Origin of the sequence: Corynebacterium sp. CCM 9203 (genome assembly GCF_041357675.1) — a bacterium.
Taxonomy (GTDB): Bacteria; Actinomycetota; Actinomycetes; order Mycobacteriales; family Mycobacteriaceae; genus Corynebacterium.
Map to the genome: position 1 here is coordinate 671,426 of NZ_JAUERY010000002.1, position 18,080 is coordinate 689,505.

The 18,080-nt window shown below is 61.9% G+C and carries 14 protein-coding genes; 2 read left to right on the forward strand and 12 right to left on the reverse strand.

Translation table 11 applies throughout. The annotated features are described in order from the left end of the window. Nucleotides 1-98: 98 nt before the first annotated feature. The gene (locus QWU44_RS06450; protein WP_370914842.1) at nt 99-2,234 is read left to right on the forward strand and encodes an MMPL family transporter; all 2,136 of its coding nucleotides are present in this window, start codon (nt 99-101) and stop codon (nt 2,232-2,234) included. Nucleotides 2,235-2,355: 121 nt separating this feature from the next. On the opposite strand, the gene QWU44_RS06455 is transcribed toward QWU44_RS06450, so the two are convergent. The 10 genes from QWU44_RS06455 to QWU44_RS06500 form a co-directional block, all read right to left on the reverse strand. Next, nucleotides 2,356-2,703 (reverse strand): Rieske (2Fe-2S) protein, encoded by a 348-nt coding sequence (locus QWU44_RS06455; RefSeq protein ID WP_370914928.1) that lies wholly within the window; start codon nt 2,701-2,703, stop codon nt 2,356-2,358. Between the two features lie 182 nt (nt 2,704-2,885). Further along, on the reverse strand, nt 2,886-4,496 hold the full coding sequence (locus tag QWU44_RS06460; RefSeq protein ID WP_370914843.1) for a hypothetical protein: 1,611 nt from the start codon (nt 4,494-4,496) through the stop codon (nt 2,886-2,888). After that, nucleotides 4,493-5,371, reverse strand: coding sequence for an ABC transporter ATP-binding protein (locus tag QWU44_RS06465; RefSeq protein WP_370914844.1), 879 nt, complete (start codon nt 5,369-5,371; stop codon nt 4,493-4,495). The genes QWU44_RS06460 and QWU44_RS06465 overlap by 4 nt, the downstream gene beginning before the upstream one ends. Nucleotides 5,372-5,386: 15 nt before the next feature. Next, nucleotides 5,387-6,241 carry a MerR family transcriptional regulator gene (locus QWU44_RS06470; RefSeq protein ID WP_370914845.1) on the reverse strand — a complete coding sequence of 285 codons (855 nt, stop codon included), beginning with the start codon at nt 6,239-6,241 and terminating at the stop codon, nt 5,387-5,389. A gap of 149 nt (nt 6,242-6,390) precedes the next feature. Next, nucleotides 6,391-7,230 carry a tryptophan synthase subunit alpha gene (gene trpA, locus QWU44_RS06475; RefSeq protein ID WP_370914846.1) on the reverse strand — a complete coding sequence of 280 codons (840 nt, stop codon included), beginning with the start codon at nt 7,228-7,230 and terminating at the stop codon, nt 6,391-6,393. Then, nucleotides 7,227-8,501, reverse strand: a complete 1,275-nt coding sequence (gene trpB / locus QWU44_RS06480) for a tryptophan synthase subunit beta (RefSeq protein WP_370914847.1) — start codon at nt 8,499-8,501, stop codon at nt 7,227-7,229. Before trpB ends, trpA begins: the two co-directional genes overlap by 4 nt. Beyond that, complete coding sequence (gene trpCF, locus QWU44_RS06485) at nt 8,498-9,964, reverse strand: bifunctional indole-3-glycerol-phosphate synthase TrpC/phosphoribosylanthranilate isomerase TrpF (protein WP_370914848.1); 1,467 nt, start codon at nt 9,962-9,964, stop codon at nt 8,498-8,500. Before trpCF ends, trpB begins: the two co-directional genes overlap by 4 nt. After that, nucleotides 9,957-10,979 (reverse strand): anthranilate phosphoribosyltransferase, encoded by a 1,023-nt coding sequence (gene trpD / locus QWU44_RS06490; protein ID WP_370914849.1) that lies wholly within the window; start codon nt 10,977-10,979, stop codon nt 9,957-9,959. The genes trpCF and trpD overlap by 8 nt, the downstream gene beginning before the upstream one ends. After that, nucleotides 10,966-11,634 (reverse strand): anthranilate synthase component II, encoded by a 669-nt coding sequence (locus tag QWU44_RS06495; RefSeq protein WP_267174142.1) that lies wholly within the window; start codon nt 11,632-11,634, stop codon nt 10,966-10,968. The genes trpD and QWU44_RS06495 overlap by 14 nt, the downstream gene beginning before the upstream one ends. Beyond that, nucleotides 11,631-13,223 (reverse strand): anthranilate synthase component 1, encoded by a 1,593-nt coding sequence (locus tag QWU44_RS06500; protein WP_370914929.1) that lies wholly within the window; start codon nt 13,221-13,223, stop codon nt 11,631-11,633. The genes QWU44_RS06495 and QWU44_RS06500 overlap by 4 nt, the downstream gene beginning before the upstream one ends. Nucleotides 13,224-13,816: 593 nt before the next feature. Here QWU44_RS06500 and QWU44_RS06505 point away from each other — a divergent pair. Further along, nucleotides 13,817-15,691: a phosphoenolpyruvate carboxykinase (GTP) gene (locus QWU44_RS06505; RefSeq protein ID WP_370914850.1), complete on the forward strand. Its 1,875-nt coding sequence runs from the start codon at nt 13,817-13,819 to the stop codon at nt 15,689-15,691. 810 nt (nt 15,692-16,501) lie between these two features. On the opposite strand, the gene QWU44_RS06510 is transcribed toward QWU44_RS06505, so the two are convergent. Both QWU44_RS06510 and QWU44_RS06515 read right to left on the reverse strand, forming a co-directional pair. Further along, nucleotides 16,502-16,759, reverse strand: a complete 258-nt coding sequence (locus QWU44_RS06510) for a YncE family protein (RefSeq protein ID WP_370914851.1) — start codon at nt 16,757-16,759, stop codon at nt 16,502-16,504. A 685-nt stretch (nt 16,760-17,444) separates the two neighbouring features. Continuing rightward, nucleotides 17,445-17,879 carry a hypothetical protein gene (locus tag QWU44_RS06515; protein WP_370914852.1) on the reverse strand — a complete coding sequence of 145 codons (435 nt, stop codon included), beginning with the start codon at nt 17,877-17,879 and terminating at the stop codon, nt 17,445-17,447. Between the last annotated feature and the right edge of the window lie 201 nt (nt 17,880-18,080).

An 18,080-nucleotide genomic window follows, 5' to 3' on the forward strand; every position in this document is an offset into this window, starting at 1 on the left:
GACAGTGTAAGCGGTGCACTGTCTCATCTGATCAGAATTCGGGGGCTCCATGACGCCACGGGGATCCTCATCGAGACGTTCCTATGGGACCATGAGGCATGACCTCCCACAAGTCCGCGAAGCCGATGTCCGTTGAGCGTACGATCTATGCATCCACTCCTGCCCCGGTGTTCATCGTGAGAAAAACCGCAGCATGGGCGACTATTCTGGCCTTCCTCGCACTTTTTGCGGGACTGCAGTTCCTGGCTGCAGGATCCGGAAATTCTGCCGGGGCACCCGACGGATTGCCGAAAGGTGCGGAGTCTGCCCGGGCTGGACAGCTCCAGGAACGCTTCCCGGGAGGCCGGAACCTTCCCGCAGTACTTGTCTACTCGGCGGAGGATGGCCTAGGCAGTGACGAACTGAAGGCCGTTGACGGATCTCTACAACGCCTTGCTGCTACGGAATTGTTTACCGGGGAGACATCCGGGTGGGTGGGCCCAACGGTGCCTCTCTCACGAGATGTAGCCCAGGCGACGGTGCTTTTACCCGCAGATCTTGATGGATTCGCGCTCAGTGATGTCGTGGCGGAGATCAGGGCCACCGCACGGGACGGACTCCCGTCCGGGGTGCGAGTCGCGGTCACTGGCCCCGCAGGTTTCGCCGCGGATACCGCAGATGCATTCTCGGGAGCGAATGTCACGCTACTGGCGGTTACGGCATCCGTAGTCGCGGTTCTACTTATTTTGACGTACCGCTCCCCCATTCTCTGGCTTGTACCCCTGATTGTTGTCGCACTCGCTGACCGCGCTGCTGCTGCCGTCACCGCCTGGCTCTCATCGACCACCGGGTGGTTCGCCAACGATGGATCAACCGCAGGGATCACCTCGGTTCTCGTGTTCGGCGCCGGTACCAATTATGCGCTGCTGTTGGTCAGCAGGTACCGAGAGGAACTGCGGACTCAGACCGACCACCGCCTGGCGCTCAGCCGTGCACTCCGGAACGCCACCCCCGCCATCCTGTCCTCGAACCTGACCGTTGTGTTCGCCCTGTTGACACTCACCGCAGCATCCGTCCCGGCATTCCGCAGTCTCGGGGTCTCCAGTGCGATCGGATTACTGCTTGCACTTCTCTTCGCGCTCGTTCTACTACCGGCGGCACTAGCCGTCAGTGGTCGGGGTCTCTTCTGGCCGAGGATTCCCCGCCCAGGTGTGCACGCCAGATATCCACATGGTGGCGTCTTCGGGCGGATCGCCACCGGTGTCGCCTGCCGTCCGGGTGCAGTGCTCGCGGTCATGGTTTTGGTGCTCATCTCAATGACGGCAGGACTGTCCGGCACGCGGATAGGGCTGTCCAGCACCGAACAGTTCCGGACGGAGTCAGAGGCTGCCGCTGGCCAATGGACACTCTCCGATAATGCTCCCGCCGGCGCTTCGGCACCGCTCAGTGTTATTGCGGATACATCGACGGTGGCTGAGATCAGGAAGAAAATCAGCGGACATCCCGACCTGACTGTGCTTGGTGCACCCGTGGAGAGCACCGATGGTTCCTTAGCCCGGTTGACGGTGCTACCGGACGCGGAACCCGCATCCGCTCGGTCATTTGAGTTAATCCGCGAGGTACGCGCTATCTCGCGGGCGGTGGATCCCGGTGCCGTGGTGGGTGGTTCTGCAGCGCGTGACCTGGACAGCCGGGATGCAACCCTGCGGGATCTTCGGGTCTGTGTCCCGCTCATACTGCTTGTTGTTTTTCTTGTGCTGATCGTTGTACTGCGAGCACTTCTTGCCCCGTTGTTACTGCTTGTTGCAGCGGTGCTGTCCACCACTGCCGCACTGGGTGTCGGTGCCTGGCTCTCCGACCATGTCTTCGGATTCCCCGGCCTGGATACAGCCGCCCCACTCTACTCCATTTTGTTCCTGGTGGCCCTCGGAATTGACTACACGGTGTTCCTGGTACTGCGCGTGAAGGAAGAGAGCATTGGACGGGATGTGCGGTGTGGAATTGTTCGTGCGGTGGGTCTCACGGGAGGGGTCATTACCTCAGCCGGAATCGTTCTGGCCTCCGTCTTCGCCGTTCTTGGTGTTCTCCCCCTCATTACGCTCACCCAGGTCGGGATCATTGTGGGGTTTGGGATTCTCCTCGATACATTCCTGGTCCGGACACTTGTTGTCCCGGCTTTGTTTGAACTTGTCGGGGAACGGATCTGGTGGCCTGCTCGCCCCGCAGGGTTCAAGGAACGAGTTCCTGCAGAGTGAGTGGCGTAGGCGGAAGGCCCCTGGTTTCACGTGAAACCAGGGGCCTTCGTTGCAGTGCTATCGGGACCTGATGTGTCCGGTGTAGTCGATGTTTCACGTGAAACAATGATCTCAGGAAGGTTTAGGATGCTGTAAGTGTCGTGCCTTCGGCGGAGAGTTTCGCGGGGTGAAGTGGATCCCTTGCGGGCCCCTCGATGACGCTGCCGTTCTCGATGTCGAACACCGAGTTGTGTTTCGGACAGCGGACTGTGGCGCCTTCGACAATGTCGATCTTCGCGCCCTGATGCGGACAGATGGTCGAATAGGCGTGGAAGACACCTGAGGTGGGCTGGGCGATGATGAAGTTTCCGACGACAACCGCACTCCCCACCGGGACGTCCTGCGCTTCGATTGAGGCGGGCGTTTCCGTGCCTCCGCACGCGGCGAGGACAGCACCAGCGAACGTTGTGGCGGTCCCGAGGAGGAACAATCGACGGCTGCAGGAGGGTATGCGGTTTTTCGGAGATTCACCTTGGCAGCTCATAACGCCAGTATCTCGCATCAGATCATGCGTGTCACAAACGGTTAGCCTGCCCTTCATCACCAGATGGGGTAGGTTATTCTTACCGAATTTGCCACTGTATGAGGTGACTGGTGTTCCGATAAAATGGATCACCTGATCTCCCGCCGAGACGCAGCCCTGGTGCCGATGAGGGTACACGCGACGCCGATGACGACCAGCAGAGCGGTCGTCCACCCGGTTTCAGAGACATCGGTGCTGGTCGGGGTGTGGCTGAATACCGAGACATCGATAACCCAGTCCGGTGCGTTGAACACGGGCCCGAAGATCCAGATCAGTGCGCAGACGATGAGCGGAAGCCAGGCGAGTGTCGCGAACCTGGGACTTGCTCCAACCAGCAGTAGCGCGATTCCGGTCAACGTTGCCGCGGGGCCGATCTGGGTGAGGAAACTCACGGTGATCGCCGTCGCCGTCTCCCCGGCGTCGTTGGCACCCGGGATCCCCCCGATGAGACCTCCGACTGTTCCGAGTACCACGAGGAGGATCACCGTCACCCAGCTTGACCGGGCGATGGACCGGTGCGGGGCTCCACGGGAGACACCACATGATCGGATCAGGTCCACTGTGCGGTGGTTCTCCTCCGACCTGAGGTGGAGCGATGTCTGGATACCCGCTGCCCCGATCAGAATTCCGATCTGGGCCGCGCAGTAGGCGAAGAACGAAGGCACGATATCGCCGTTGCCGAAGATCGTCCCGACACGTTCGGCCAGCGCCGTCTGGTGCCCGTCGATGGTGAGAGAATCGATCACGGTCTGGAGGAGTGAACACAGCACCACCGCGAACACCACGACCGGGATCAGCCAACCGATCCTGGTGCCACGGTCGAGTACCCGGCGGAGTGCAACCAGGCTGTTCAGGCGGCGGGGCGCCTTCGGCTTGGGGTCTCCGAACGCGATCAGAGGCCTTCCGAACTCGCGGTGTTTCTCCACCGCCACGAGTCCGAGGCTGCACGAGAGACACAGGATCGCGAGGCCACCGAGGGCCGCCCAGTTGTTCGAGTCGTAGGGCGACGCAATCGCGCGCCAACCCAGTGGGCTGACCCAGTTGAGGTGCGGAACATCCCGACTGTCCGCCACCGCGCGGATGATGAATTGGACAGCGAGGGCTCCGAAGGCCGCACGGCGGAGGTTCGCGGAATCCCGGACGAAGAGTGTGCACGCGGCGGTCAGGAAAGCTGTTCCGAGGATGGACAGCAGGACGGTTGCGCCGAGAACCAGGGAGCCCTCCGGGGGAAGATCCCCGACAGCCGAGTTCGCGGCGATCATCACGGCGCTGGTGCCCGCGCCGAGGAGCAGACCGCTGATTGCTGCCGTGGTCAGGGCAGCCGCGGGTACGGATCCGGGGCGAAGGCCCGCCGCACGGATCAACTCACCGGCCCCGGCCTGTTCAGGTCCCCTGAAGAGGCCGGTCACGAGCAGTACCGTCATTACTCCGGCGAGCAGCGTGAGGAGCGCTCCACCCTCGAGCGACACCAGCTGCCCGAGTGAACCACTCTCGGGTGCCCGACCGTACATCGCCTCGATGACGGCATTGCCCCGGAAGGCATCGGCGGCGAGCTTCCTGGACGCCGGATCCGGGTACTGGTTGTTGTATCCGGGAGGCAGCGCGCCGATCAATCCCAGGAGCGGGATGATCCACAGCAGCAGAAAGCGGCGACGCAGCCAGAGATTGAATCTCGTCAGGGACAGTGTTTCGGTGATCATCGTTCCTCCGCGTAGTGGCTGAGGAAGATGTCCTCCAGTGATGCAGGCGTGCTCGTGATGTCGTGACCGCCGCTCTCGATGATCCGGTGGAGGAGTTCGGTGCTCTCCTCCCGGTCGACGGTCGCGGTCAAACGGGATCCCTCGACGGTCACCGCCGCGAGAGAACGGAAGGTATCGGGTACTCCCCCGTCGAACTGTGCGGAGACATGATGGGCCGAAATCTGTTTCAGGTCGTCGACCCGGCCCCTCAGTACCACCTTGCCTGATTTAATCACTGTGACGGAATCGCAGAGCTTCTCCACCTCGCTCATAATGTGGCTGCTGAGCAGTACGGTCGCTCCCCTCTGCGCCTCCTTGGTGAGTTGTTCCCCGAAAACCTGTTCCATCAGTGGATCGAGCCCGGATGTGGGCTCGTCGAGAATCAGGAGATCGGCGTCCGCTGACAGAGCGGCGACGAGGAGGATCTTACGCCGGTTGCCCGTGGAGTAGTCCCGGTTCCGGCGGTTGACATCGAGCTGGAAGGCCTCGATCAGCTCCTCCCGTCGCGCCTCATCCACACCTCCGCCCCGCAGCTTGGCCAGAAAGTGGATCGTCTCCGCTCCGGTGAGCTGTGGCCACAGGGTCACCTCGGCGGGGACGTACGCCACGCGGCGGAGTACCCCCGGGGCTGATCGTGGATCGCTCCCGAGGACCTGGACTCTCCCGGAATCGGGGTGCAGCAGTCCGAGCAGGATTCTGATCGTGGTTGATTTTCCGGCGCCGTTGGGCCCGAGGAAACCGTGGACGCTCCCCTCCCCCACCTCCAGGGTGAGCTCGTCGAGGGCGCGGACGGTGCCGAACGTTTTGGAGAGGCTCTCACAGAGCAGTGGTTTCACGTGAAACTCCCTTGTTTATCGAGCGGTTCTGGTGTCAGTGCGGTCGGGGTCGGACGGGGTGATGTCTGCGATACGGGTACACAATCGATCGATCTGCGCCTCCACGTACCGTGCTTCGACCGGGTTTGGAAAGGCGAGGAAGATGAGCTGACGTATCGGCTTGCTCCGAAGAGCACGGAGATACCGAGAAATGGCGTTGATGATCAGACTGGTGCCGTTCTTTTGCAGGAGGTCGATGAAGTGATCAGCGGCGGTGTGGGCCGCTGCGGTGATCTCCGCGGGATCGAGTTCGTTGATTCGCGTGAACCGGTCGATATCCGCGCGAAACGTGACCAACGAGGATTCATCAATTTGTGCTGTCCAATCGAACAGCTCGCTGGGTATTACACTGCGAGGGAGGAGGAGCTGGGTGAGTTGCTTCTTTTTTCGGATGAGTGCGATGAAACGGTCATCGTCCACTCCTTCCGTCAGGCGGTCGCAGATGTTGTCGAGCTGGCTCGGCAGCGGAGGAATTAGGTCGAACTGGGATTCCGATGGTTCCCCGAGGCATCGGCCAGACAGTCCTGAGCGGAGATCCCGGAGGCGGTTCCGTTGGTTTTCCAGAGTTGCTATCTGCTGATTGATGGCGTCTTCCGTGGCCTGGAGTTCCCGTGCTACATCGATACCGTCATCCGCGATGAGGTTCTGGATTGACGCGAGCGACAGACCCGATCTGCGCAGGTGACGTATCCTCTCGACCCTGATGAGATGTTCGAGGCCGTAGTCCCGGATGCCAGCCCCTTCGGGTACGGGGAGCAGGCCTATCTGGTGGTAGTAGCGGATTGTCCGCACTGTTGTGTCGGTGTATTCGGCCAGCTCCTTCACTCTCATGGCTCAATGGAACACTGTGACGCTACGTCACTGTCAAGAGGCCGAGAACAATGTGATGAAGCAGGCAGCACGTTAGATGGCGGTGGAGCAGGATGAGCTAAAAGAAAGCCCCATGTTTCACGTGAAACATGGGGCCCTCGGTGCTGGGTCTATCGCCGCGTTGCGGCTTTCATGCCGGCTGTGAAGTCGCGCAGCTCCCCGAGGAGAGCCGGGAGGTTGTCGACAGTCCGGGTATCCGGGGAGGCACCCACGCAGTGGTTCTCGATGATCCGCGTGATCGCCGAACCGGAGATTGCGCCGGCTGCACCTGCGTCGATGGCAGCCCGGACATGATCGGGAGTGGAAATGCCGAAGCCCAACAGGGCGGGTGCTCCACCAAATCTGTGCAGGTTCGCGACGACATCAGCCAGCCCGTCGGTACTCGAGGCAGTTTCGGCTCCGGTCACACCCACGCGGGAGACTGCGTAGATGTATCCCCGGGAATGGGCCGCGACCCCGGCGAGTGTCCGCTCCGAAGCGTGGGGCGGGGCGATGAAGATTTGGTCTATTCCAGCAGCCTCCGCATCGGCGGAGAACGCCGCCCCCTCCCGGACGGGAACGTCAGGGATGAGCACCGAGTCGGCGCCGGCTTCCGCGACAGCGGCATAGAATTCGCGGCTACCCCGGGCGAAGGGGACATTGCCGTAAATGAGCAGGCCAATGGGGAGGTCGGGCCAGGTGTCACGAACACGACGGATGATAGAGAATGCAGAGTCCACATCCACGCCGGCGTCCAACGCCCGGATGTGTGCTGCCTGGATCGTGGGACCATCGGCGACCGGGTCGGAGAACGGCACACCCAGTTCGAGGGCGTCCGCTCCCCCGTTGACGAGCGCACGGATGATCTCGAAGGAGGTCTCCGCGTCCGGATCGCCGAGCATCACGAAGGGGACGAAGGCTCCCTCTCCGGCGGCGGCGAGGCGCTGGAACAGTGCGGGATAGCGGCTCATCGGTTGTCCTCCATGACGAGTTCGGGGTGATCGGCGAGGGTACGGCGGACGTGATCGACATCCTTGTCCCCCCTGCCTGACAGTGAGACGAGAATTGTGATTTCTCGGCCATCCTCCTCGGCTACCGCGGCGCGCTTGAGGGCGTACGCGAGTGCGTGGGAGGATTCCAGGGCGGGAATGATCCCCTCGTAGCGGCTCAGCATCTGGAATGCTTCCAGAGCCTCGGCATCGGTGATGCCGACGTATGTGGCTCGGCCTGACTCGTGCAGATACGCGTGCTGGGGACCAACGCCGGGATAATCCAGCCCAGCGGAGATGGAGTAGCTCTCCTCGACCTGACCGTCCGAGGTACGCATGAGGTACGAGCGTGCGCCGTGGAGAATACCGATCTTCCCGGCGTGGATCGGCGCGCCGTGACGTCCTGAATTGAGGCCCTCCCCCGCCGGCTCCACGCCGACGAGTTCCACGGAGGGTTCATCGATGAAGTCGGCGAACATTCCGATGGCGTTCGATCCGCCGCCGACGCAGGCCGTCACCACGTCCGGCAGCCCGCCGGTCCGTTCGAGCATCTGGGCCTTCGCCTCGGTGGAGATGATCCGGTGAAACTCACGGACGATCGTCGGGAAAGGATGGGGCCCGGCGGCGGTCCCGAGCAGGTAATGCGACTCGTGGAACGTGGCGGTCCAGTCCCGCAATGCCTCGTTGACGGCGTCCTTGAGCGTGCCCGCCCCGGAAGTCACGGGAACGACCTTCGCGCCCATCAGCTCCATCCGGTAGACGTTGGGCTGCTGGCGTCGGACATCCTCGGCACCCATGTAGATGACGCACTCTAGACCGAGTAGGGCACATGCGAGTGCCGTGGCGGTGCCGTGCTGGCCCGCACCGGTTTCCGCGATGATGCGGGTCTTGCCCATCCGCTTGGCCAGGAGCGCCTGGCCGATGACCTGATTGGTCTTGTGGGCACCACCGTGCACGAGATCCTCTCGCTTCAGGAAGATTCTCGCCAGCCCGCGCCCCTTACCCGCCAGTGGCAGGTTCGAGCATTCCGTCAGCGGAGTGGGGCGGCCGAGATAGTCGCGGAGATAGTCGGCGAGTTCCGTGCGAAACTCTGGGTCGTCCATCGCGTCGACGAAGGCCTTCTCCAGTTGGTCGAGCGCCGGGATGAGGAGCTCGGGTACGTACTGTCCGCCGAACTGACCGAAATAGGCGGGCAGAATGGTTGCTCCCCCGGATGTGTCCGGAGTGGTCGAATCGTGATCGGGAGGGGTCATGACGCTACCGCCTGTTCGTTGTTGAAGGTTCGTATCATGGTGAATGCCTGCCCCAGTCGGGCGGTGTCCTTGTGGCCGGACCAGATAGCCGCATCCGGCCCGTATTCGAGTGCCGAATTCAGGTCGACTCCCGCGCAGCCGACGGTGAGGGCAGCGTTGAGATTTTCCACACCGATTCCCCCGGCAAGTAGTGAATGCCGCTTCACGGTCTCCGGGATCGTCGACCAGTCGAAGGATGTGCCGCTGCCCCCCGCACCGGAATCCAGGACGAATCGGTCGACGGGCGAGTCCCCGTCCACGAGTGCCGCGAGGGTGTCGGCAGCTCCGGGCGTCGACATGGAGAATGCACGCCACAGTTCCACGTGGGCGGGTAGCTCACCCCGGAGGCGTCGAACCAGTTCTGCTTCCTCTTCGACCGTACCGAGGGGGCAGTGGACCTGAACTGCTGCCACACCGTCGATACACAGTTCCTCGTAGCCCGAGCTGCGCCGACTGACCGCGACGTATTTCAAACCGGGTTCGGCCGCGATTATCGCGGCTGCGGTGGCGGCGTCCAGCGCGCGAGGTGATGCCTCTTCGAAGATGAGACCACCGTAGACCGCACCGGCGGCCCGAGCGGCCTGCGCGGCACCCGGCGTCCGCAGTCCACACACTTTATTGGGGCCGTAGAGGAGTTCCCGGGCGGCGACATCGACATCAGGTTGGCCGGTCAGTTGGGAGCCGACGAGGAACCCGTTGACATGCCGCCCTATACGACGGACGGTGGAGTTATCTCGGATTCCCGATTCAGCGATCAGGACGGCATTCTCCGGGGCGAGGGGCGCGAGTTCCGCGGAGCGGGAGAGATCGATGCTCAGATCGTGGAGGTTGCGGTGGTTGATCCCGATGATTCTCGCACCGAGGTAGCGGGCACGCCGCATCTCCTCCTCATCGACAACCTCGGTGAGGATATCGAGCCCGAGTCGGTGTGCTTCCTGCGCGAGGCGGGTGTAGGTCTCATCGTCGAGGACGGACAACATGAGGAGGATGGCGTCGGCCCCGAAATAGCGGGCTGCGTGGATCTGTACTTCGTCGATGATGAAGTCCTTGCACAGGACCGGCAGGTGCGTGGATAGCGCAACGGTGGCGAGGTGGTCGTAGTCACCGCCGAATCTGTCAGGCTCACAGAGAACGGAGATGCCTGAGGCGTAGCGGGAGTAGATCCGCGCGATGTCGCCGGGTTGGTAGTGCTCGCGGATGAGCCCGAGTGACGGCGAGGCAGATTTGCACTCCATGATGAAACGGTTTGCTCCCCTCCCCCGGCCCGATAAGCTGCCGCCGAGATTGGCGAAGAGACTGCGGGTTGAGCGGGGCAGTGTCGCCGGATCCACGTGGCTGATGCGGTGGCGGATGCCCTCGAGGTGCCCCCTGCGGGCGGTGACTATCCCCTCGAGGACCGTCGGCATCGAATGGGTGTCAGGCATAATCGGCCTCCTCGTGAGTCGCGAGCCAGGTCTCCACCGTCTTGTCGGCGAGAAGCTGCTTCGCCCTCGTCACACCGTCGGCGATGGTGTCCGTGTCACCGTTGAGGTAGAACAGCGCACCGGCGTTGACGGTGATCGCGTCTAGGTGAGCCTCGGGACCGGTGCCAGCAAAGGTGGCCCTGATGTGTCCCGCGTTTTCTTCGCCGTCACCCCCCACAAGATCCTCCAGCGGGTGCGTGCGAACCCCGAGGCCCTCTGGGGTGAGTTCGTGGGAGGTCACGGAGCCGTCGCGCAGCTCCCAGACGGTGGTGGGGCCGTGGACGGCGATCTCATCGGTCCCCGACCCGTGGACGACCAGCGCCCGGCTGCGGCCGAGCTCGCGCATCACCTCGATGATTGTGGGGCCGAGTTCGGGGCGTGCGATTCCCATCAGTTGGACGCGTGGTTTAGCCGGGTTGAGCAGTGGACCCAGAATGTTGAAGATCGTGGGAACCTTGAGTTCCTTCCGTACGGGCATGACGTGGGCGATCGCCGGGTGGTACGCCGGTGCGAAGAGGAAGGTGAAGTTGGAGGCCCGGAGTTGGCGCTCCGCGCGCTCGGGATCGAGGTCCAGGGGGATGTTCAGGGCCTCGAGAACGTCGGCGGAACCGGATCGCGAGCTGACGGAACGGTTACCATGTTTGACCATCGTCACTCCCCCGGCTGCGGCGACGAGAGCCGCGGCGGTCGAGATGTTGATGGTGTTTGCTCCGTCGCCTCCCGTACCGCAGGAATCCATGACGCCTTCTCCGCTGATGGGGAAGGGACGGGCCGCACTGATGAAGGCCTGAGCGGCTCCGGCGATGTCGGCGGCGGTCTCCCCGCGGGTGCGCAGAGTCGCCAGGAGTGCGGCGATCTGGGTGGCCGAGTAGGACCCGGTCGTCAGCGGATCGAAGACGGCACGTGCTTCTTCAACCGACGGCTCGCGGTTGTCCAGGTAGGCGGTGAGTAGCGTGCCGGGGTCAGTGTGCGTCATCGTTGATTCCTTCTCGGGTCTTGGTGAGCAGCGTCTCGACGCTGCGGGTGAGGATGTGGGGGCCGGAGGGACTGAGTACCGACTCGGGGTGGAACTGCAGCCCGAGGGCGGTCCCGTCGGTGGTTCGTGCGGCCATTGTGACCTCCCCGATCTCGGAGTCGCAGGTCGCCAGGGACACCATGCCCTCCGGGATCGTGGTGCAACCGAGCGAGTGGTACCGGGCGATCGGTACCTTGCGCCCGGTGACACCGGGGAGATCTGGGCCTGCGTCGACGGTGAGACCGTGGAACACGGGGCTCTCGAGACCCTCGTCCGTCAGGGTCATCAGGTCCGACGTGCCGTGGACCGGTCCGCATGGCTCAACCATTCCCCCGTGGTGGTCGAGCAGCGCCTGGAATCCGAGGCAGATCCCCAGGATCGGGATGCGGCCCAGGGTGCGGTCGATCAGTTCCATCATGGTGCCCGCGTCACGGGGGTGCCCGGGGCCCGGCGACAGACAGATGAGGTCTGGAGCGCTTTCGAGGACGGTGTCCACGGGAACCGAGTTCCGGTACACCGTGCACCGGAAGCCTGCGACGGCGAACGCATCGACCAGGTTGTAGACGAAGGAGTCCTGGTTGTCGATGAGGACGATGTGGGGTTGGTTGTCAGTCACCGGATTACCTCCAGGTTCGCGTCGGCGGCGATGGCGATGGCGTTGAGGACGGCGAACGCCTTGTGCAGTGATTCATCGGCTTCGGCCTGCGGCTTACTGTCACGGACGACCCCGGCCCCGGCCTGTACCACGGCCTGGCCGTCGCGGACGAAGGCCGACCGGATGACGATGCAGGTGTCCATGTCGCCGTTACCCCGCAGGTACCCCACGGCACCACCGTAGGAACCCCGCCTCTTTCCCTCGGTCTCCCTGAGGAGCTCCATGGCGCGCAGTTTCGGTGCCCCGGTCAATGTGCCCATGTTCATGCAGGCACGATATGCGTCGAGCGCGTCCAGTGTCGGGTCCAGATCTGCGGTCACGCGGCTCACCAGATGCATGACGCGGCTGTACCGGTCAACCTGGAGGAGATCGGCGACCCGGCGGGTGGCGGGTACAGCCACGCGGGCGAGGTCGTTTCGTGCGAGATCGACGAGCATGGTGTGCTCCGCGATCTCCTTGGCGTCGGTGCGAAGTTCGAGTTCAGCCCGGATATCGAGCTCGTCGTTGACGCTGCCGTCGGGGTTGAGCCCTCTCGGTCGGGTTCCGGCGATGGGGTACAGCTCGACCTGACGCGTGCTCGCGGTGAACTTGAGGTTCGATTCCGGGGATGCACCGAACAGCTCGTAGGACTCACCGTTGGCCCGGCCCCGGACGTAGAACATGTACGGGCTGGGGTTCGTTGCCCGCAGTGCCCGGTAGGCGGCGAAGGCGTCGGGACAGGGGGCGAGGAAGCTCCGCGCCGGGACCACCTGGTAGATGTCGCCGACCTCGATGTTCTTCTGCAGGCGGGCCACCTGGCCCCGGACCGTCGCGTCGTCCGTGTCCGCGGTGATGGTGAGGGTGTCGGTGGGATGGGCCGTGGGTACGTAGGCGTCGGCGTGGTCGGGTTCCGCGGTTGCGATCGCTTCCGCCAGCTCCGTGAGTTCGTGGGCGAGGCGGGCGGTCTCCGTCTCGCCCACACTGACGCCGACGAGTTCGGCGGTACCGGACTGGTGGTCGATGGTGAGGAGGACTTCGGCGACGAGGAACTGGTAGTCCGGGTAGGTGTTCTCACCGTCGGCGACCGCGGGGAGGTTCTCGAAGGTCTCGATGTAGTCGAAGGCGAAACCCCCGGCGATGAACGGCAGGGCACCTTCTTCATCGTGATACCCGGGGTCCTGCTGGAGGCGGCGCAACGGTTCGATCGTGGAAATCTCGGTGAGCCTGCGGCGTTCGTCGAGTTCGGTTCCTGGGGGGAAACAGAAGGAGACGTACCCCGCTCCCCCGTCGCTCGACAGATCTTCATCAACGAAGTCGGCCAATGTGCTCCGGAGACGTTTCACGTGAAACATTCCCGATTTAGTGAGGGGTTGCACGCTGACTGCATCTCCTTGGCAGGTGACGCGGACGGATCCCCGGAGAAGCGCAACCGAGGTGAGCCCTTGTTTGGAGCTGATGTCGGCACTCTCCAGAAGTACTGCATCGTCAGCGGATGTTCCCCCCAGAATGGCGAAGAGGGTTGAGGCGTTCTCGTGGTAGCGCACGGGTACGCGGTGAATGGCCGCCTTCATGGAGGGGGGTTGCTCCGGTGTGCTGTCGGCTCTGGTCTCGGTATCGGTCACCTCGAATTGCCTTCCTGTGTCGGTGGGATTGGTCGCCTCGATTGTGTGACCCCTGGTGTTGGGCTCCGGTGAGTACCGGCATGAAGAAAGGCCCGCCGCTTGGGGTTCAAGCGGGCGAGCCCTCGGTTGTCATACCTGCGACGATGTGTGAATACCGTCACCTACATTCCGCGGGCCGCCTCGCAGGCGCGCCACCACCACTGGGTGTGAGTGGATGCGGGAGTGTGGGACATGGGAGATAGTTTAGCACCGCGGGCAGCACCTCGCTCGCATATTTTTCTGCGTGGTTTGCAGTGAGATCTCGTCGATATGAGCGGATTGCCGGGGAGCTCTGACAGAAAATGGTTTTGACTGAAAAACTAGGGAGAGGGTATTTGGGGTAGGGCGGGGCCTGCCATGAATCACGTCGGTGACGAAAAAACAGGCACCGTTTTTTAATCACACTGATAGACTAAATGTGGAATACGGAACTACGAACTTCATCGGATTTCCGTCTCGGTCCGTGACGGGTCTAACCGCCACCCAGAAGAAAGGTGACCATAGTGGCAACGAGTGACTACAGAACAGTGCTGGAGGAAGCGGGCGTCACAAATCAGCGCATCATTGATTTCGTCGAAGATTGGGCAGCTATACTGCAGCCTGATTCCATCGAGGTGATTTCCGCGGAAGACGACCAGCGCCTGATTGACTCGGCGCTCGCAGACGGCGAAATTCAGCCCGCGGGCGAAGGACGTTACTACTCACGGTCCTACTACAAGGACACCGCACGGACCGAGGAGAAGACGGTCGTCGCCACCCATGATCCGGCGGACCGTGGCGAGTACAACAACTGGCGCGATGCCTCGGAGATCACCGCCGAGCAGAAGACGAAGATGGCTGGTGCGTACAAGGGTAAGACGATGTACGTCCTCCCCTATCTCATGAGTCCGAAGGATTCCCCTTTTGCTCCGTGGGCGGCAGGTGTTGAACTCACGGACAATCGGACGGTATGCCTCCACATGATCCGGATGGCTCGTGTGGGAATCGACTATCTCAGTGACCTTCAGGATCAGGACCACTTCGTGCGTGCCGTCCATGTCACCGGGGATCTGGAGAATCTTGGCCAGGGCACTGATGCTGACCAGCGTTGCTTCGCCACCGTCGCTGATGAGAGGACGATCCTGCACTATGGTTCCTCCTACGGTGGTAATGCGCTGCTCGGAAAAATCGCACACGGCTTGCGCCAGGCGTGCTACGACGGTTGGGCATCCGGTGAATTTCTCGCCGAGCAGTTCATGCTCATCGGTATCCATGACAAGGTAACCGGCGAGCATCGCTACATCTGCGGGGGTTTCCCATCCGCTTCAGGCAAGACCAATCTCGCGATGATGCTTCCGCCCGATGGTCTGGGTGACCGCTACGAGGTGTTCTTCTACGGGGACGACATCGTTTGGCTTCGTGTCGGTGTTGATGGTCGCCTCTACGGAATGAACCCAGAGTATGGTGCCTTTGGTGTTGCTCCGAACACGAACAGGAACACGAACCCGACGGCGATTGACGCGATTGCTGAGGGTACCGGCACGCTGTTCACCAACGTTGCGTACAACACGAGGACGCACCAGGTCTGGTGGGAGGGGATGACACCCGACTACCCCGAGGATCTTGACGGATGGTTGGACTGGAAGGGTGAGGCAATCGCCGACAGACCCGTGGAACGTCAGCGGTCGGATGCGAAGGGAGATGAGTGGGCGCATCCGAATTCCCGCTTCACCACAACTCTCGCAAATGTTCCTAATGTCGCACCGAACTACGAGGTACCCGGTGGGGTGCCTGTCGACGCCATCATCTTCGGTGGTCGGGTGCGGGACCGTGAGCCGTTGATCCGTGCGTTCCGTGATCCGGCTGAGGGAGTATATGACGGGCTCACACTCGGTGCTGAAGCCACCGCAGCAGCAGAGGGTAAGGCAGGTCAGTTGCGTTACGATCCGATGTCGATGCGTCCGTTCATGGCATACCCGGAGGGACGTTACGCGCAGCACTGGCTGGATGTTCTTGATAAGGCGAAGGAGGTTGGCGGAGAGAGTGCGTTGCCGGTGTTCGCCCACGTCAACTGGTTCCAGCGGGGTGATGACGGCCGTTACATGTGGCCGGGGTACCGGGATAATCTTCGCGCGTTGCTGTGGTTGCTCGACTACAAGGACGGTAAGGTCCAAGGAACAGAGACCCCGGTTGGGCTGATCCCGAAGGCGGAAGAATTGGACCTGACCGGATTCACCGGAAACCGGGATGATCTCGAGTCAATTCTTTCGATTGACCGGGATCTCTGGCTCCGTGAGATGGATTCACGCGCGGAACACCTGGGCCATTTCGAGGGGCTTCCGGAGCGGATCTGGGAAGCTCACCGCCGCGTGGAAAAGAACCTCAAGAATGCCGGGTAGTGGGCGATGTGAGGGTTCTGAATCGTACGGAATGATACAGAACCGGTAGCCTGAACAATGACCGGGAGGGATGTTTCACGTGAAACATCCCTCCCGGTCATTTCTGCTCCACTGAACGGTGGTGAGGTGACGCAAACGGGATTGCCGGTGAGGGTACAGGCGGGATTGTGGACATCCTTGACGAAGGCTGCGGTCGCCGGATCACTGAACGGGGCTACTCCGATGATCCACATCTCTACATCATGGTGAGATGAGTCGCGTAGAAGAAGGTCGGGATAAGTTCGAGGGCACTCCCGCCGTGTATCCCCGGAACCTTTCAGTCCTCATATCGTGATTGCCTGTGTAAACGGCGTTTGTCGGCCCGGGGATGGTTACGTTTGCAGTCACAGGGTGAGAAGATGCAGCCCTTACTGATGGCCCAGAGACCTATGGGGAGCGACCCGTTTTGAACGAGTTTGGCCCCGGTGTGGGAGATAAACTTAGGATCCTCGGCTGTTGGTTTGATGAGTGGGATGGTTGTATCCCGTCCTGAAGGGGTAGGCCCAAACTCTAGGCCTAAGATCCCCTGGTAGGCGAAAGGGAGCGGAGCCCGGTCACGATCCCCGGCGCAGACTATTCGGTGGGGTGGTCGAGACCGGGGAACATCGGCCGGTGATCAGACGTTGAGTAGATCGCTCAGCGGCTGCGGGATGAGATGAGCCGGGATCGCTCGGTGCGGGAGCGGTGTTCTCCGGTGTGAAACGATAGATGCTGTCCGGGCCGGACTCGTCGCTACGACTCGACTTACCGACGACGAAGATATTTCCGCTCTCATCGAAAGGTGACGTCGTTCGGGAAGGAACCGGCTTCGAGGTTGGTGATCCTGTCATTGGTGGCCGGATCAATGACAGTCAGGGTCCCAGCCGTACGGTTTACCGCGTAGATCCTTTTCGAGGAGGGATCGTAGATGACGGACAGTGCCTGTGCGCCGGTGGCGATGTTTGCCTTGACCGTCGAATTCTTCAGGCTGTAAGCGATTACATTGTTGGTGAGCTGGCTGGCAAAAGAGCGTCTCGGTGTCAGAATCAACGGCTACCGATGATTCCCGTGAAACCATATCCTCATCGAGTTCGTAAATGGTGGATTGACCGGTGCGGACATTAACCTTGACGGCCTTCGGTGCGCGGAGCGACACCGAGTAGAGGTCACCGTTTTCCTGGTTCATCTGTAAGCCCATGGCATTGCCGAATCCCGGGGTCGGCAGGGAGTCTTCCTGCACCAGGGTCTCACTGTTGAACACCGCGATGGAGTCCGTTTCGGTAATGGGCGAGGATACGTAGGCCTTACCTGTGGACTGATCCACCACCACGGCGCGGGGATGGTTGACCGTCCCGGTGGGAACTGCTTGACCAGACTCAGATCGGACGCACGGTAGACGGCTACCGAATTACCGATGGTGTTGGTCGTCCAGACCAGACCTCGCCTGTCATCGATTTCGACCCCGAATACCCTGGCGTCGATGTCGTCGGATGAGGCAGGGCGGATCTCATTGATGACCTCGAGAGTTGCCGGATCAACCTTCATCAGACCCGATGCCTTGTCTTCCGAGGAGAAATCAGTGCGGGAGACAAACAGTGCTTTCTCGGAGGTGCTGTATCGGTTCTGGTAGACACCTGCTGGAAGTGCCGCCTTTTCGACGGTGTACTTGTCAGTCCCGAAGAGTGCGTTGTCCGGTGTGATTGAGACATGTGACTCGTAGGTGCTTTCAACTCCGTCAATACTGTAGCTGATGCGGATGTTCTTGCCGAGGAGCGCCGAGTTGTTCGGGAATGACGAGATTTGCGATCATCGTGCGTAGATCCGTCCCGGATACCCCGGTCTGATCTGTGGCGAGGAGGTTACGGTCCCCGACACCGACAAAGGTGACTGTCGCGTTCTCGGGTAGGCCGGTAACGATGATGTTGGCGGTAGAGTTCAGAGCGGAGTTTTCGATTTTCTCGTTACCGGCTGTGGTGAGTTTTACCGCCGGATCAACGGAGACGGTCTGCTCGGCGTATGTGTCTCCCGCACTGACCACGACAGTATGGTCCACACCGGCGGTGATGAGACCGGGCGCGACCTTGAGTTCGCCTTGGGCGGATCCCTCGGAGTCCACGGTGATGGTCTCAGTGGTTCTACCGTGGCCGGTGTGCCACTGGGGGATGTCCATCGACGGTGGCCGACAGCGCACTCTCCGGCGCGAAGCCTTTTGCGGTGACCAGGATGTAGACGGCGCTTTTCGTGGCAGATAGCACTCACGGAGCGGACGTTACGGCGAGACGCGTTGTATCGGGGTCGTGGGTGTGGTTGATGTTGGCCCCACGGAGTACTTTCCGGGAGGTACTGTGCCGTGGGTAATGTGGCGCTGAAG